Annotated in this window: 12 protein-coding genes and 1 pseudogene; all 13 read left to right on the top strand. The window is 65.7% G+C overall.

Annotated elements, in window-relative coordinates; translation table 11 throughout:
* Nucleotide 1 precedes the first annotated feature (1 nt).
* The 13 genes and pseudogenes from ON759_RS01380 (at nucleotide 2) to ON759_RS01440 (ending at nucleotide 15,058) form a co-directional block, all read left to right on the top strand.
* On the top strand, nucleotides 2-946 hold the full coding sequence (locus ON759_RS01380; protein WP_271678560.1) for a GNAT family N-acetyltransferase: 945 nt from the start codon (nucleotides 2-4) through the stop codon (nucleotides 944-946).
* Nucleotides 943-1,389, top strand: a complete 447-nt coding sequence (locus ON759_RS01385) for a sugar 3,4-ketoisomerase (RefSeq protein WP_271678561.1) — start codon at nucleotides 943-945, stop codon at nucleotides 1,387-1,389. The genes ON759_RS01380 and ON759_RS01385 overlap by 4 nt, the downstream gene beginning before the upstream one ends.
* Nucleotides 1,386-2,500 (top strand): annotated as a pseudogene (locus ON759_RS01390) (DegT/DnrJ/EryC1/StrS family aminotransferase). Before ON759_RS01385 ends, ON759_RS01390 begins: the two are co-directional and overlap by 4 nt.
* A 4-nt stretch (nucleotides 2,501-2,504) precedes the next feature.
* Nucleotides 2,505-4,013 (top strand): O-antigen translocase, encoded by a 1,509-nt coding sequence (locus ON759_RS01395; RefSeq protein WP_271678562.1) that lies wholly within the window; start codon nucleotides 2,505-2,507, stop codon nucleotides 4,011-4,013.
* 28 nt (nucleotides 4,014-4,041) lie between these two features.
* On the top strand, nucleotides 4,042-5,058 hold the full coding sequence (locus ON759_RS01400; RefSeq protein WP_271678563.1) for a glycosyltransferase: 1,017 nt from the start codon (nucleotides 4,042-4,044) through the stop codon (nucleotides 5,056-5,058).
* Nucleotides 5,058-6,107: a polysaccharide biosynthesis protein gene (locus ON759_RS01405; protein WP_271678564.1), complete on the top strand. Its 1,050-nt coding sequence runs from the start codon at nucleotides 5,058-5,060 to the stop codon at nucleotides 6,105-6,107. Before ON759_RS01400 ends, ON759_RS01405 begins: the two co-directional genes overlap by 1 nt.
* Before the next feature lies 1 nt (nucleotide 6,108).
* Nucleotides 6,109-7,215: a UDP-2-acetamido-2,6-beta-L-arabino-hexul-4-ose reductase gene (wbjC, locus tag ON759_RS01410; protein ID WP_271678565.1), complete on the top strand. Its 1,107-nt coding sequence runs from the start codon at nucleotides 6,109-6,111 to the stop codon at nucleotides 7,213-7,215.
* Nucleotides 7,212-8,363 (top strand): non-hydrolyzing UDP-N-acetylglucosamine 2-epimerase, encoded by a 1,152-nt coding sequence (wecB, locus tag ON759_RS01415; RefSeq protein WP_271678566.1) that lies wholly within the window; start codon nucleotides 7,212-7,214, stop codon nucleotides 8,361-8,363. Before wbjC ends, wecB begins: the two co-directional genes overlap by 4 nt.
* Before the next feature lie 46 nt (nucleotides 8,364-8,409).
* Complete coding sequence (asnB, locus tag ON759_RS01420; RefSeq protein ID WP_271678567.1) at nucleotides 8,410-10,362, top strand: asparagine synthase (glutamine-hydrolyzing); 1,953 nt, start codon at nucleotides 8,410-8,412, stop codon at nucleotides 10,360-10,362.
* A 29-nt stretch (nucleotides 10,363-10,391) separates the two neighbouring features.
* Nucleotides 10,392-11,567 carry a glycosyltransferase gene (locus ON759_RS01425; RefSeq protein WP_271678568.1) on the top strand — a complete coding sequence of 392 codons (1,176 nt, stop codon included), beginning with the start codon at nucleotides 10,392-10,394 and terminating at the stop codon, nucleotides 11,565-11,567.
* Nucleotides 11,564-12,709, top strand: coding sequence for a glycosyltransferase (locus ON759_RS01430; protein ID WP_139714757.1), 1,146 nt, complete (start codon nucleotides 11,564-11,566; stop codon nucleotides 12,707-12,709). The genes ON759_RS01425 and ON759_RS01430 overlap by 4 nt, the downstream gene beginning before the upstream one ends.
* A complete protein-coding gene (locus ON759_RS01435; RefSeq protein WP_271678569.1) occupies nucleotides 12,699-13,874 on the top strand; it encodes a LegC family aminotransferase in 1,176 nt (391 codons plus the stop codon). Before ON759_RS01430 ends, ON759_RS01435 begins: the two co-directional genes overlap by 11 nt.
* Nucleotides 13,871-15,058, top strand: a complete 1,188-nt coding sequence (locus tag ON759_RS01440; RefSeq protein ID WP_271678570.1) for a UDP-N-acetylglucosamine 4,6-dehydratase — start codon at nucleotides 13,871-13,873, stop codon at nucleotides 15,056-15,058. Before ON759_RS01435 ends, ON759_RS01440 begins: the two co-directional genes overlap by 4 nt.

The raw sequence follows: 15,058 nt of genomic DNA on the forward strand, positions 1-15,058 counted from the left end.
AATGGACATCACGATCGAGCGGTATCAGCCGCGACTGGCAGGTGCCTGGAGAGACGTATTGCGCGACGCAAGGAACGGCATCTTCCAGTTCGATCGCGGCTACATCGAGTACCACGGAGACAGGTTTGAGGACATGTCGGCGGTGGCATACGTGGACGGGCGTCCATCGGCGATCATGCCGTTGGCCTTCGATCCCGCCCTGCGCAAGGTCGTCAGCCATCCGGGCCTGACTTTCGGTGGTCCTGTAGTGATTCGGGAGTTGCGCGGCGATGCAGTGTTGGCTGTCGTCGATGCGCTGCTAGATGCTCTACGGGACTGGGGGGCGACGTCGTGTCTCGTGAAGTTGCTCCCGCAAATCCTGGCCACCTATCCATCCGCCGAGGTCGATTACGGGTTATGGCGACGCGGCTTCGCGTTGGTGCGGAGGGACCTGTCCAGCCTGCTCCCGCTCGCTGGTGCGATCCCCTTCAATACCTCGAAGATGCAAGCCGTGCGACGGGCCCGAAAACAGGGCGTCACCGTGACGGATGCGGCTGTCGAAAATTTCTACGGCCTGCTGTGCGACGTCCTCTTGGCCCAACACGGGGTAACGCCGGTTCATAGCTTGGCCGAGCTTGAACAACTGCATGCAACATTCCCGCGGGACATCCTTGTCAGACTCGCGGTCCTCGACCAACGGGTGCTGGCCGGGACGCTCGTCTACAGGTATGGACATGTCTGGCACACCCAGTATCTGGCGAGTTCGGACGAGGGACGTCGCGTCGGTGCGCTGGATTTGGTGATCGCAGAACTGATGGCCGAGGCTACCGTTGCGGGCGCGTCTCATGTGAGTTTCGGCGTATCGACGGTCAATCAGGGAATGGACGTTAACGCTGGACTGTTGTGGCAGAAAGAGAGTTATGGTGCACGCACGATGGTCCACGACTACATGGAGGGACCGCTGTGAATCCTAATCTTCAGGCCCACGCCGGGCCGTCCGGAAGCATTGATTTTTGCGGGCTGCGCGATCTCCCGAAGATTTCCGACCCGCGTGGGAGCCTGACCTTCATCGAGGGCAAGCAGCACGTCCCGTTCGCGATCCAGCGCGTGTATTACCTGTATGACGTACCGGGCGGCGCCGAGCGCGGCGGCCATGCGCACAAGGCCCTGCACCAGCTGATCGTGGCAATGTCGGGCAGTTTCGACGTGGTGCTCGATGACGGCCGCCTGAAGCATCGCTTCCACCTCAACCGTTCCCACGCAGGACTCTACGTCTGCCCGATGATCTGGCGCGAGCTGGACAACTTCTCGTCTGGGTCGGTGTGCATGGTGCTGGCATCCAATCGCTATGACGAAGACGACTACTTCCGCGACTACGGCACGTACCTCGCTGCGCAGGCGCTGGCATGAGGATTCCGTTCCTCGACCTCCAGGCGCCGTATGTCGAGCTGAAGGATGAAATCGACGCTGCGATCGCTCGCGTGCTGCACAGCGGATGGTACATCCTCGGGCCGGAAGTCGAGGCCTTCGAGTCCGAGTGGGCCGCGTATTGCGGAGCGGATCATGCGATCGGCGTGGCTGACGGGTTGGACGCGTTGCAACTTGCCTTGCGCGCCATGGATGTCGGGTTGGGGGATGAAGTCATCGTGCCCTCCAACACGTACATCGCGACTTGGCTCGCCGCGAGCCAATGCGGCGCGATGCTCGTGCCGGTCGAACCCGATCCATTCACCGGCAACATCGACCCGGCGCGCATCGAGCCGGCAATCACTTCGCGGACGAAAGTCATCTTGCCGGTGCACCTCTATGGCCAGCCAGCGGATATGGCCAGCCAGCGGACATGGAAGCCATCCTCGCACTGGGCCGGAAACATGGTGTCCGCGTGCTGGAGGATGCCGCCCAAGCGCATGGCGCTCGTTGCAAGGGGACAACGATCGGTGCGCACGGCGACGCCGTAGCCTGGAGTTTCTATCCTGGCAAGAACCTCGGCGCGCTTGGGGATGGCGGTGCGGTCACCACCAACGACCCGAAGATCGCCGACCGTCTGAGGGTGTTGCGCAACTATGGCTCGCGGCTGAAATACGTCAACGAGGTCCAAGGCTGCAATAGCCGCCTCGACCCGCTCCAGGCGGCGATCCTCAGGGTCAAGCTCCGGTACCTGGATGAGTGGAACGCGCGTCGGCGGTCGATCGCCCAACAGTACATGGATGGACTCGCGGGATGCGAACTTGTGCTTCCCGTCGTGCGGGAGTGGGCGGATCCTTCGTGGCATGTCTTCGTTGTGCGTCATCCCCGGCGGGAGTCAATGCAGCAACGACTAGCCGAGGCAGGCATCGGCACATTGATCCATTACCCGATCCCGCCGCACCGGCAGCAAGCGTATGCGGCGATGAAGGTCGCGCCGGATGCGTTCCCGATCGCGAACGAGTGGGCGGAACAGGTGCTCAGCCTGCCGATCGGCCCGCACCAGAGCGCGTCCGCGACTGCGAAAGTCATCGACGCAGTCCGCGCTTCTTGCTAATTCCATGAGCGAGCAGAGTTCGTACCAGCGGATCATGCATTCGTCATCGATCATGGGTGGCTCGCAGGCGATCACCCATCTCGTCAGCCTACTGCGGGTCAAGGCGGTGGCGGTGCTGCTGGGGCCGGCCGGGGTCGGCATCGTCGGCCTTTACGCCACCACGGTGAATCTTGCGACCGAAGTGACCGGGCTGGGTCTTCAGCGCAGCGCCGTACGGTCGATCGCCCAGGCCCATGACGACCCGATTGCAGTCGCGCGCGCCATCCGCATGCTGCGCCGGCTGTGCTGGGCCACTGGCATCATGGGCTGGTCGGCTTGCGCGGTACTGGCGATTCCCCTCAGCCGGATGATTTTCGAGTCCACAGCGCATGCATGGGCGATCGCGGTGCTGGGCAGCACGGTGCTGTTGAATGCGATCAATGGCGGGCAGATGGCGTTGTTGCGCGGGCTCCGCCGCATTGGGGATATTGCGCGCGCGCAGGTGGCCAGTGCGCTGATTACCACTGCAGTCATCGTCGCGCTGTATGCATGGCTGGGGGAGCGGGGCATCGTCCCGGTACTGCTCGCCAGCGCGGCGGTTTCGCTGACGATGAGTTGGTGGTTCGTGCGACGCGTGGACGTCGCCGAGATCACGATGACATGGCGCCAAGCAGTAAACGAGGCCAGGCCGATGGTCTCGCTCGGCGTGGCACTGATGATTTCATCCGCATTGGCCACGCTTCTGGAGTTCTATACGCGTGCGATCCTAAGCCGCGGACATGGTCTGGAAGCGGTAGGCATTTACCAGGCGGCATGGTCCTTGTCCGGCATGTTCGCAGGTTTTGTCCTGTCGGCGATGGGAACCGATTTCTATCCAAGGCTGGCCGCTGTGATCGACGACCGTGCTGCGGCGGCCCGCGAGATCAACCAGCAGACCGAAATTGGCATCCTGCTGTCCCTGCCGGGACTCCTGGCGACGCTGGTCTTCGCGAAATGGGTAATCTGGCTCCTGTACTCGGCGTCATTCGCTCCCGCAGGCGAGGTGCTGGTCTGGATGATCCTCGGTGTGTTTGGCCGTGTCGTGTCGTGGCCACTGGGTTACATCCAGGTGGCGATGAATGCCAAGCGCTGGTACTTGGCGACGGAAATCTTCTTCATCGCCCTCCAGGCCGCACTCGTGGCTTGGTGGGTGCCGCTGTACGGCGCCGCGGGCGCCGCCTATGCGTTCTTCGCCTGTTTCGCGTCCTACTTCCTCACCATGATGTGGGTCGCGCATCGATTACTGGGATTCCGCCATTCGCCGACCGCGCGCCGCTTGATAGCGATATCGGCCTTGTTGTTGGCGTCCGCCATGGCATCGGATCGATTGCTTGGTGAGTCTGCCTCCTTGGGAATTGGGGCAATATTGGCGCTGTTGACGGGATACTGGTGCTTGCGGGAACTCGCAGGACGCATCGGGCATGAACACTCACTGATTCGTAAGCTTCGAAGGCTTCCTGGTCTTGCGCGCATCACCGGTCATCGCGATGCATGAGATGGAGCGCTTGGAGACGGACGCAGCCATGGAAACCGAGCAAAAACCTTTGGCGACATTCGCCATGTTCGCTTATAACCAGGAGGCGTACGTGCGGGATGCGGTGCGTGCCGCCCTCGCGCAAACCTACCGGCCGCTCGAGATCATCCTGTCCGATGATGCATCGAGCGATCGGACGTTCGAGATTATGGAGGAGGAGGCGCGGGCATGCCCGGCGGATGTGCGCCTGATCCTGAACCGGAACCAGAAGAACCTTGGCATCGGCGGGCACATGAACGCCGTCGTCGACATGTCCCGGGGCGAATTCCTCGTCTATGTCGCAGCCGATGATATCAGCCTACCGCAGCAGACCCAAGTGTCGGTAGATGCTCTGCTGGCGGATGATCGCAAGCGCATGGCTCTGCACGCAACGGTGACGAACGTCGATGCCGCAGGAAATTTTCTCTACGAACGCTGGAATCCGCATCGCGACATCGTGGATTCGCCGGAAGCGGTCCTCGACAACGATGTCTACCTCACCGGCAGCGTGCTGACAGTCAGGCGCGGGCTGTATGCGGACTTCCCGAAACTTCGCACCGACGTCGTCAACGAAGACAAGGTCATCGCCTTCAGGTGCGCATTTTTCGGCGGTGCGATCTATGTCGAAACACCACTGATGATCTACAGGTCCGGAGTAGGGAATTCGACTCTGCAGGGTGAGCTGATGCATGGACGGGATGATCCCGAGCGGGAGGCGAGGTATGTGCGGACCACCGTTGCGTGGCGTCTTTCACTCTTGAAGCAGTTCCAGTTGGATGTCGCCAGTCCAGTCTTGGCGGGGCGCGTAACGCCGGCACTTAGGAGAAAGATCGACAAGATGGCCGCCTCCGTGGCGCGTGTCTTGCAATTCATCGAGGCGCCGACGCTATCGAAGCTGCCGGCTTTGTTCGCCTCGGGTGGGCTGAATAGGAAGATGATGAAAGTCGCCATACTGTTCCTGATGCCAGACTGGTTCCGGAGCTACAAGCGTCTTCGGCATCGCAGTGGCAAAAAGGAGCAAGCTTGATGGGCGAACATTCGATATTCGACGATCGGGTACTCCTGATCACCGGCGGCACGGGATCGTTCGGGAATGCGGTGCTGCGCCGCTTCCTGCAGACCGGGATCGGCGAGGTCCGCATCCTCAGCCGCGACGAGAAGAAGCAGGACGACATGCGCAAGCGCCATGCGTCGGGAAAGCTGAAGTTCTACATCGGCGACGTGCGCGACCCGGCCAGCGTGATGAACGCGATGCGTGGGGTGGATTACGTGTTCCATGCCGCGGCGTTGAAGCAGGTGCCGTCGTGCGAATTCCATCCGATGGAAGCGGTGAAGACCAACGTCATCGGCACCGAGAACGCCGCGGAGGCGGCCGTGCAGTGCGGGGTCCGGCGGATGATCTGCCTGAGCACCGACAAGGCGGTGTACCCGATCAACGCCATGGGCATCTCCAAGGCGATGATGGAGAAGGTCTTCGTGGCCAAGTCGCGCAACGTGGACCCGGCGAAGACGACCATCTGCGGCACCCGCTACGGCAACGTCATGGCCTCGCGCGGGTCGGTGATCCCGTTGTTCGTCAACCAGATCAACGCCGGCACGCCGATCACCATCACCGACCCGGGAATGACCCGGTTCATGATGACCCTGGACGACGCGGTGGACCTAGTGCTGTACGCCTTCGAGCACGGCAACAGCGGCGACATCTTCGTGCAGAAGGCGCCGGCCGCGACCATGGACACCCTGGCGCGCGCGCTCACCGAATTGCTGGGCAAGCCGGACCATCCCATCCGCATCATCGGCACCCGCCACGGCGAGAAGAAGCACGAGGCGTTGATGAGCCGCGAGGAGATGGCGCATGCCGAAGACCTCCCCGGCTATTTCCGCGTCCCGCCGGACCTGCGCGACCTGAACTACGGCAAGTACGTGGAGCAGGGCGAGAAGCGCATCAGCGAGGCGGAGGATTACACATCCGCCAACACGGAGCGCCTCGACCTCGATGGCATGAAGGCGCTGCTGATGCGGCTCGACTTCATCCGCGACCTGGTCGCCGGCCGTCCGGCCGTGCCGGTGGATTGACATGAAGGTCCTGGTCACCGGTGCCGACGGCTTCATCGGCAGGAACCTGCGCGTCGCCCTGGGCGAACGCGAAGGCTTCGAGGTATTGCCGGTCACGCGCGCCAGCAGCGAGGCCGACCTGGCCGCGGCTGCCGCGGGCGCGGACGCCGTCATCCACCTGGCAGGCGTCAACCGGCCGGCGGATCCCGTCGAGTTCGCGACCGGCAATGCCGACTTCACTGCGCGCCTGTGCGCATTGCTGTCGGCCACCGGGCGCGCCATCCCGGTCGCGTTCGCCTCGTCGATCCAGGCGGCGCGCGACAACGCCTACGGCGCCAGCAAGCGCGCCGCGGAAGCGCATCTCGCGGCGTACGGCGAGGCCACCGGGGCAAGCGTCGCGCTGTACCGCTTCGCCAACGTGTTCGGCAAGTGGAGCCGACCCGATTACAACTCCGCGGTGGCCACCTTCTGCCACAACATCGCCCGCGGCCTGCCGATCCGCATCGACGATCCATCGGCGCCGTTGCGGCTGATCTACATCGACGACGTGGTGGCCGAGCTGCTGCGATTCCTCGCCGATCCGGGGCAGGGCGTGCGCTTCCCCGAGCCCGGTCCGGTGCATGCCACGACCGTGGGCGAACTGGCACGGCAGGTCGAGGCCTTTCGGGACGTGCGCAGCACCCTGGTCAGCGAGCGCGTGGGCGCCGGGCTGGTGCGGGCGCTGTACGCGACCTATGTGAGCTTCCTCCCGCCCGGGTCGTTCAGCTATCCCGTGCCGATGCACGGCGACGCGCGCGGCGTGTTCGTGGAAATGCTGAAGACGCCGGACTGCGGGCAGTTCTCGTTCTTCACCGCGCATCCCGGCGTCACCCGCGGCGGCCATTACCACCACACCAAGACCGAGAAGTTCCTGGTGATCAAGGGTCGCGCGCGCTATCGCTTCCGCGAACTGCTCACCGACCAGACCTTCGAGGTCGAGAGCGACGGTGGCACCGCGCTGGTGGTCGAGACCATCCCCGGCTGGGCGCACGACATCACCAACATCGGCGACGACGAACTGGTGGTGATGCTGTGGGCGAACGAGATCTTCGACCGGCAACGACCCGACACGGTGGCGAGCAAGGTATGAACGAACACGTCATGGCCCGGCGCAAGCTGAAGGTCGCCACCATCGTCGGCACCCGCCCGGAGATCATCCGGCTGTCGCGGGTGATCGCAGCGCTGGATGCCCATTGCGACCACGTCCTGGTGCACACCGGCCAGAACTACGACTACGAACTCAACGGGATCTTCTTCGACGACCTCGGCATCCGTCGGCCCGATGTGTTCCTGGAGGCGGCCGGCGCCACCGGTGCGGAGACCATCGGCAAGGTCATCATCGCCGCCGACCGGGCGCTGGCCGACATCCAGCCGGATGCGGTGCTGGTGCTGGGCGACACCAACAGCTGCCTGGCGGTGATCCCGGCCAAGCGCCGCAAGATCCCGATCTTCCACATGGAAGCCGGCAACCGCTGCTTCGACATGCGGGTGCCAGAGGAGATCAACCGGCGGATCGTCGACCACACCGCCGACATCAACCTGACCTACAGCGACATCGCCCGCGAATACCTGCTGGCCGAAGGCCTGCCGCCCGACAGGATCATCAAGACAGGCAGCCCGATGTGCGAGGTGCTGGCGCACTACGCGCCCAGGATTGCGGCATCCGATGCGCTCGACCGCCTGGGCCTGCGGCCTGGCGGCTACTTCCTGGTCAGCGCGCACCGCGAGGAGAACATCGAGTCCGACCGCAACTTCGGGGGCCTCGTTGAGGCGCTCAACGCGGTGGCCGCCGCCTACGACCTGCCGGTGGTGGTCTCCACGCACCCGCGCACCCGCAAGCGCATCGACGCGCTGGCCATCAGCCTCGACGCCCGCGTGCAACTGCTCAAGCCGCTTGGCTTCAGCGACTACGTGCGCCTGCAGATGGATGCCAAGGCGGTGTTGTCCGACAGCGGGACGATCAGCGAGGAAGCCTCGATCTTGAACTTCCGCGCGCTCAACCTGCGCGAGGCGCACGAGCGGCCGGAAGCGATGGAGGAGGGCGCAGTGATGATGGTCGGCATGAACGCCGAGCGGGTGATGCAGGGGCTGGCGGTCCTGGAGTCGCAGCCCGTCGGCGACGAGCGGGTGCTGCGCCAGGTGGCGGACTACGCGATGCCGAACGTGTCCGACAAGGTGGTACGGATCCTCCACAGCTACGTGGATTACGTGAACCAGGTCGTCTGGAACAAGCAATGATCCGGTCAGGTTCCCGGTTGCCTCGCCGGCGCGGGGAGGTGGGCTGATGTGCGGCATCGCGGGCGCCTTCCATCCTGACGCGCTCTCGCCGACCGCCGTGGCGGCGGTGCGCAGGATGCAGGCGGCCCTCGCCCATCGCGGCCCCGACGGCGAAGGCCTGTTCCAGTCCCGGCGGGTGGCGTTGGCGCATCGCCGGCTGAGCATCATCGACCTCGACGGCGGGCGACAGCCCGTTCGCGGCGAGCACGAGGGCGTGGTCGCGGTAGTGAACGGCGAGGTCTACAACTACGTCGAGCTCCGCCAGGCGCTGCTGGCGCGCGGTGCGCGCCTGCGTACCGTCGGCGATAGCGAGGTCGTGCCCTGGTTGTACGAGCGCGACGGCGAGCGGTTCGTCGAGGCGCTGCGCGGCGCCTATGCGTTCGCCCTGTGGGACGAGGCCCGCCAGCAACTCATGCTGGTCCGCGATCGCCTGGGCGAGAAGCCGCTGGCCTATGCAACGGGGGGCGACGGTACGTTCTATTTCGCGTCCGAGATCGGGGCGCTGGTGGCATCCGGGATGGTGCCCCTGGATCCCGATCCGGTCGCGATCAATCGCTATTTCCATTTCCGATTCGTGCCGGAGCCGGCCACGCCGCTTGCGGCGGTTCGCAAGCTTCCGGCCGGCCACCGGCTGCTGTTGTCGCCCGAATCGCCGCAACCCGTCCCCACCCCCTATTGGGACGTAGCGCATGCCCCGCGCCTGGACCGGGACCCGGTCGAGGTCATCCGCGGGGACCTCGAGGATGTCGGCAGGATCATCGTGCGTTCCGACGTCCCAGTCGGCGTCGCCCTGAGCGGCGGCCTCGATTCCAGCATCGTCGCCAGCCTGGCGGTGCGTCACGCAGCCGGACCGGTGAAGGCGTTCAGTGTCGGCTACCCAGGGCGGCCGCCCTGCGACGAGCGGGCCGACGCATCCGCATTCGCCCGCCACCTGGGGATCGACTGCATCGAGGTCGAACTGGATGCCTCCGACGTGGTCGCCGGGTTCGATGGGCTCGTCGCGGACATGGCCGAGCCGATCGCGGATGTCGCAGGCTCCAGTTACCGCGCGGTGATGCGCGCGGCGAGTCGCGAGGGCATCAAGGTGATGTTCCAGGGGCAGGGCGCGGACGAGCTGTTCTGGAGTTACGGATGGATGCGCCAGGCCCTGCGCGAGAACGAGCTCCGGGATGGCCAGCCCGGCTACCTGCAGGCGTTGGCAGCCAGCCTGCGCGACCGCATGCGCGGGCCGCCGCTGGGGTCGCCGCGTGGCTTGGCGCAGTGGCTGGTGCAAGGCGGCGGGTTCGCCGATGCCCTCGCGCAGGCGGGACGGCTGCGCCGCGGCCCGGAGGCAGCGGGGGCCTTCTGGGACGTGGCGCGGCCAGCGGGTCGCATCGCCGATGCGGTTGCCGGCATCGCGGGTCCTCGCCTCGCTCCGGAAGCCCGCCTTGACGGGCTGCTGGCCTCGTTCCCGCGTCGGGGGCGGGGCGAATCGTGGCGACGCTCGCTGGTGCGCGCGATCCTGGCGACCTATCTCCTCGAGAACGGCATCTCCCAGGCGGATCGTTACAGCATGGCGACGGGGGTGGAGGCGCGTTTGCCGTTCGTCGACCATGTGCTGGTGGAGCACGCGGTCGGACTCAACGATGCCTGTGCGGACGCCGTGGCGCCCGGAAAGCGATGGTTGCGTGCCGCCGTGGCGCAGGACATCCCCGAGTGGGTGCTGAATCGACCGAAGCGTGGATTCTCGCCGCCAACGCGGGATTGGGTTGCCTCGCTGGTACGGGAGCGCGGCGCCGAACTGGCGTCCGGCGATCTCGTCGGGACCGGATTGTTATCCAGGGAGGGCGCCAGGCGGCTCTCGCGTCCCTCTGGCCGGTTCGACCGGGGCCTGCGCGACCAGATCGCGTACCAAACGCTGGTGCTGGAACAATGGTTCAGGTCGATGCGCGCACGCGTACCCAGCCCCGGGGGGCAGTGATGGATGCCGGGTCCTCCGGTCGGGGCACGGTGAAGCTCCTCCTGCACTATCCCGTCCTCAATACCGGCGGAGCGGAGCATTCCACGCTGCGCCTGCTTTCGGCGCTGGTCGAGCGGGGGTGCGAAGTGCACCTGGTACTGACCACGCGAGGAGGGACGCTTGAGCCACAGGTCGATCCGCGGGTGGTCGTGCACCACCTGCGCGACGGGGCGGCCGAGCTGCCGAACCGCCTGGCGGGCATCGCCGATGCGTTCCGCTACCTGCGCGGGATCGCGGCCTGGTGCCGTGGCAGGGTCCAGCAAGCATGGCGGTCGCGGCGCTTCCACGCGATGGCGTTCGATGCCGCCATCGTCGGTCTGCACGGGACCTCGCCTGCGTTCGTATGCCGGCATGTTCGCGCCACCACGCGGCTGGTCATGGTCAGGAGCGACGCAGCCGATGACCCGCGGGGCCGCCTGCGCCGCAATATCGCGCGCTTCGCCGACGCCATCGACGCGTACGTCTGCGTCTCTGGCGCGGTACAGGCGTCGCTGCTGGCGCGTTTCCCGCACCTGGCGCCGAAGGCCGTCCGCATCTACAACCTGATCCAGCCCGAAGGCATGCGCGCGCGCGCCGCGGAGGCACCGGATCCGTTCGGCGTCGCCGGTGATCAAGTTGGCCCGCGGGTCCTCAGCGTCTGCCGCCTGCAGGAATCGCAGAAGGCCTTGCTGCGCATGGTCGAGGTGCACCAGCGGTTGCTGGATGCCGGCATTCGGCACGAATGGCATGTGCTGGGCGATGGTCCGGACCGCTTCCTGCTGGAACGCGCAATCGCGGAGCGCGGCGCCTCAGGCACCTTCATCCTGCATGGGGCCGTGGCCAATCCATTCCCCTGGTATGCGCACGCCGACCTGGTGGCGGTGTTGTCCTATATCGAAGGACTGAGTGGGGTCGTCAACGAGGCGCGCGTGCTGGAGCGCCCGGTCATCGCGACCGGCTTCGCGGGCGTCGAGGAACAGATCGAAAGCGGGGTCAACGGCCTGATCGTGGAGCAGGAGACGGATGCCATCGTGTCGGGGATGCGTCGCCTGCTCCTGGATCCGGCGCTGCGGTCGCGCCTGGCGGCGGGAGGGTATCCCGAGGCGCTGATGGACGATGGCGCAAAGATCGACGCGCTGTTGGCCTTGGTCGAGACGCCACGCGCTGCGGACGGGTCGCGGCGGTGAGGGTCCTGTTGCTGGCCGGGTTCGCGGCGTCGGTGGTGCGTTTCCGCGGCGACCTGATTCGCGCGATGCAGGCATGCGGCTGCGAGGTGCACGTGGCGGCCCCGGGGTTGTCCGCCTGCCGCGAGGTCGCCGAAGCGTTGTCGCGCATGGGCGTGCGCATGCACGACACACCCCTCGGGCGGACCGGGACCAGCATCCCTGCGGACCTCGCCTACTTGTTCCGCAGTTGGCGCCTGATGCGGCGGGTCAGGCCCGCGGCCACGCTGGCGTATACCGCCAAGCCCGTCATCTACGGGACCTTGGCGGCCTGGGTTGCCGGCGTGCCGTACCGCTACGCCCTGGTCACTGGGCTCGGGTTCGCCTTCACCGCCGGTCGCCGCGGGATGCTCACGCAGGTGGTCGCTTTCCTGTACCGGATCGCACTGGTGCGGGCACGCTTGGTGTTCTTCCAGAATCCGGATGACCAACGCCTGTTCCGAGCGCGGGGCCTGCTCCTCTCCTCGACGCCGTCGGTGGTGGTGGATGGCTCGGGCGTCGACGTCGCTTCCTACGCTGCCACCCCGCTGCCGACCGGGTCCCCGGTCTTCCTGATGATCGGTCGCCTGATCGGCGACAAGGGCGTCCGCGAATACGCGGAGGCCGCCCGGTGCGTCAAGCTGCGGTTTCCCGCCGCGCGCTTCCGGTTGGCGGGCTGGATCGACGCCAACCCGGATGCGATCGCACCGGAAGAACTGGACGCCTGGGTCGCGGACGGCACCATCGAGTTCCTGGGCAGGCTGGAAGATGTCCGGCCCGCCATCGCCGCAGCCACGGCGTACGTGCTCCCGTCCTATCGCGAGGGAACCCCGCGCACGGTGCTGGAGGCGATGGCCATGGGCCGCCCCATCATCACCACGGATGCGCCTGGCTGCCGGGAAACCGTGATCGACGGGGAGAACGGCTTCCTGGTGCCGGTCGGTTCCGTCGACGCGCTGGTCGAGTCCATGGTGAAATTCATCGGAGACCCGGCGCTCGCCCCGCGAATGGGTGAACGCTCGCGGGGAATCGCGGAGGAGAAGTACGACGTGCACAAGGTCAACGCCGTGATGCTGCGTGAGATGGGCATTGCCCCACCGCAGAGTGGTGCGCCTCATGCAGGCTGACGATTCGTTCCCTGCGCTGGTTGCGCACGTCAGGGCGCTCTACGGGGAGGGCTACATCCCCCTCCATCGCCCCGTCTTCGAGGGCAACGAGCGTCGGTACCTGGTCGACTGCATCGACTCCAACTTCGTGTCGTCGGTGGGAGCGAAGGTCGCCGAGTTCGAGCAGCAGGTTGCCGCCTTCACCGGCGCGAAATACGCGATCGCCACCGTCAACGGGACCGCAGCGCTGCACGTGGCGCTGCAGTTGGCCGGGGTGCAGCGTGGCGACGAGGTGATCAGCCAGGCGCTGACTTTCGTCGCCACCTGCAATGCGCTGCGCTATGCCGGTGCCGATGCGGTCTTCATCGACGTGGATCTGGATACCTTGGGGCTGAGCCCGCTGGCGCTGCGCCGCTGGCTGTCGGCCAATGCGGAGGTGCGCGAAGGACGGGCATTCAACCGCACGACCGGCCGCCGCATCGCCGCCTGCGTGCCGATGCACACCTTCGGGTTCCCGCTGCGGATCGCGGAGGTGGTCGCCGTTTGCGATGAATACGGCATTCCCGTCGTGGAGGACGCGGCCGAATCGCTCGGCAGCTACGTCGGTGGTCGCCACACCGCCACCTTCGGCAAGCTAGCCACGCTCAGTTTCAACGGGAACAAGACCATCACCACCGGTGGCGGCGGCATGATCGTCACCGATGATGAGGCACTGGCAAGGCGCGCCAAGCACATCACCACCACCGCCAAGATCCCGCATCCGTACGAGTTCGTGCACGACGAGGTGGGCTACAACTATCGCCTGCCCAACCTCAACGCCGCGCTTGGGTGCGCGCAGATGGAACGGTTGCCGGAGATGTTGGCCGCCAAGGCTGAGGTGGCACGCCGCTACGCCGGGTTCTTCGAAGCCAGCGGTGTCCGCTTCGTGCAGCCCATCGAGGGAGCGACAGCCAATCGGTGGCTCAATGCCATCGTGCTGCACGACCAGGCGCAGCGTGATGCACTTCTGGAATACACGAATGCGCAGGGCGTGATGACCCGACCGATCTGGCGGCTGATGTCGCGCCTCGACATGTTCAAGCATTGCCAGCACGACGGGCTGGAGAACTCGCAGTGGCTGGAGGCGCGGGTGGTGAATTTGCCATCCAGCGTTCCGGATGGCGCCATGCGGAAATTCCAGGGATGAACGTGTTGCAGCTGATCGGGCGCGAGCGTCCGTTGTTCGAGGACGATATCCAGGCCCACGAGGTGGAACTCTCCGCGATGGTGAGTGGAGGCCGCTTCCTGGTCATCGGCGGCGCGGGTTCGATCGGCCAGGCGGTGACTCGCGAGATCTTCAAGCGCAAGCCGCGTGCGCTGCACGTGGTGGACATCAGCGAGAACAACATGGTCGAGCTGGTGCGGGACATCCGCAGCACGCTGGGCTACATCGAAGGCGACTTCCGCACTTTCGCCATCGACTGCGGTTCCCGCGGGTTCGCCGCGTTGATGGCGGCCGGGCAAGGCTACGACTATGTGCTGAACCTGTCCGCACTCAAGCACGTCCGCAGCGAGAAGGATCCGTTCACCCTGATGCGGATGATCGAGGTCAACGTGCTCAACACGATCTCGACCGTTGCCCAAGCGCAGGCGGGCGGGGCGCGCAAGTATTTCTGCGTGTCCACCGACAAGGCGGCCAACCCGGTCAACATGATGGGCGCCAGCAAGCGGATCATGGAGATGTTCCTGATGCGCGCAAGCGAGTCGCTGCCCATCTCCACCGCGCGCTTCGCCAATGTGGCCTTCTCCGACGGGTCGCTGCTGCACGGCTTCAACCAGCGCTTCGCCAAGCGCCAGCCGATCTCCGCGCCCAACGACGTGCGCCGTTACTTCGTCACCCCGCAGGAGTCCGGCGAACTGTGCCTGAGCTCCTGCCTGTTGGGCGACAACCGCGATATCTTCTTCCCCCAGCTGAGTGCGCAACTGGACCTGACCCGCTTTTCCGACATCGCCGTGCGCTACCTGCAGTCCCTGGGCTTCGAGCCCTTCGAATGCGCCAGCGAAGGCGAGGCGCGGGACCGTGCCGCGGAGTTGATCGCGCGCAAGCAATGGCCGGTGTATTTCTTCGCCAGCGACACCACCGGCGAGAAGGATTTCGAAGAGTTCTACACCGGGGCCGAGGCGCTGGAATTGGACCGCTTCGAAGCCATCGGCGTGATCCGGAACGAAGCGGTGTACGACGGGGAAAAGCTGGACTACTTCCTGGCCACCATCGAGCGCCTGCGCGCCCAGCCCACCTGGGACAAGCCGGAATTGGTGGAGCTGTTCAACCACATGATCCCGGAGTTCCGGCACAAGGACACCGGCAAGTACCTCGACGGGCGGATGTAG

It is taken from the genome of Thermomonas mangrovi (genome assembly GCF_028201335.1).
In the GTDB taxonomy this organism is placed as follows: domain Bacteria; phylum Pseudomonadota; class Gammaproteobacteria; order Xanthomonadales; family Xanthomonadaceae; genus Thermomonas; species Thermomonas mangrovi.

Bases quoted from the DNA above. Each gene is read 5' to 3' on its own strand.
- ON759_RS01380 (WP_271678560.1), top strand. From the start codon at position 2: ATGGACATCACGATCGAGCGGTATCAGCCGCGACTGGCAGGTGCCTGG.
- ON759_RS01395 (WP_271678562.1), top strand. From the start codon at position 2,505: ATGAGCGAGCAGAGTTCGTACCAGCGGATCATGCATTCGTCATCGATC.
- ON759_RS01400 (WP_271678563.1), top strand. From the start codon at position 4,042: ATGGAAACCGAGCAAAAACCTTTGGCGACATTCGCCATGTTCGCTTAT.
- ON759_RS01405 (WP_271678564.1), top strand. From the start codon at position 5,058: ATGGGCGAACATTCGATATTCGACGATCGGGTACTCCTGATCACCGGC.
- wbjC (WP_271678565.1), top strand. From the start codon at position 6,109: ATGAAGGTCCTGGTCACCGGTGCCGACGGCTTCATCGGCAGGAACCTG.
- wecB (WP_271678566.1), top strand. From the start codon at position 7,212: ATGAACGAACACGTCATGGCCCGGCGCAAGCTGAAGGTCGCCACCATC.
- asnB (WP_271678567.1), top strand. From the start codon at position 8,410: ATGTGCGGCATCGCGGGCGCCTTCCATCCTGACGCGCTCTCGCCGACC.
- ON759_RS01435 (WP_271678569.1), top strand. From the start codon at position 12,699: ATGCAGGCTGACGATTCGTTCCCTGCGCTGGTTGCGCACGTCAGGGCG.
- ON759_RS01440 (WP_271678570.1), top strand. From the start codon at position 13,871: ATGAACGTGTTGCAGCTGATCGGGCGCGAGCGTCCGTTGTTCGAGGAC.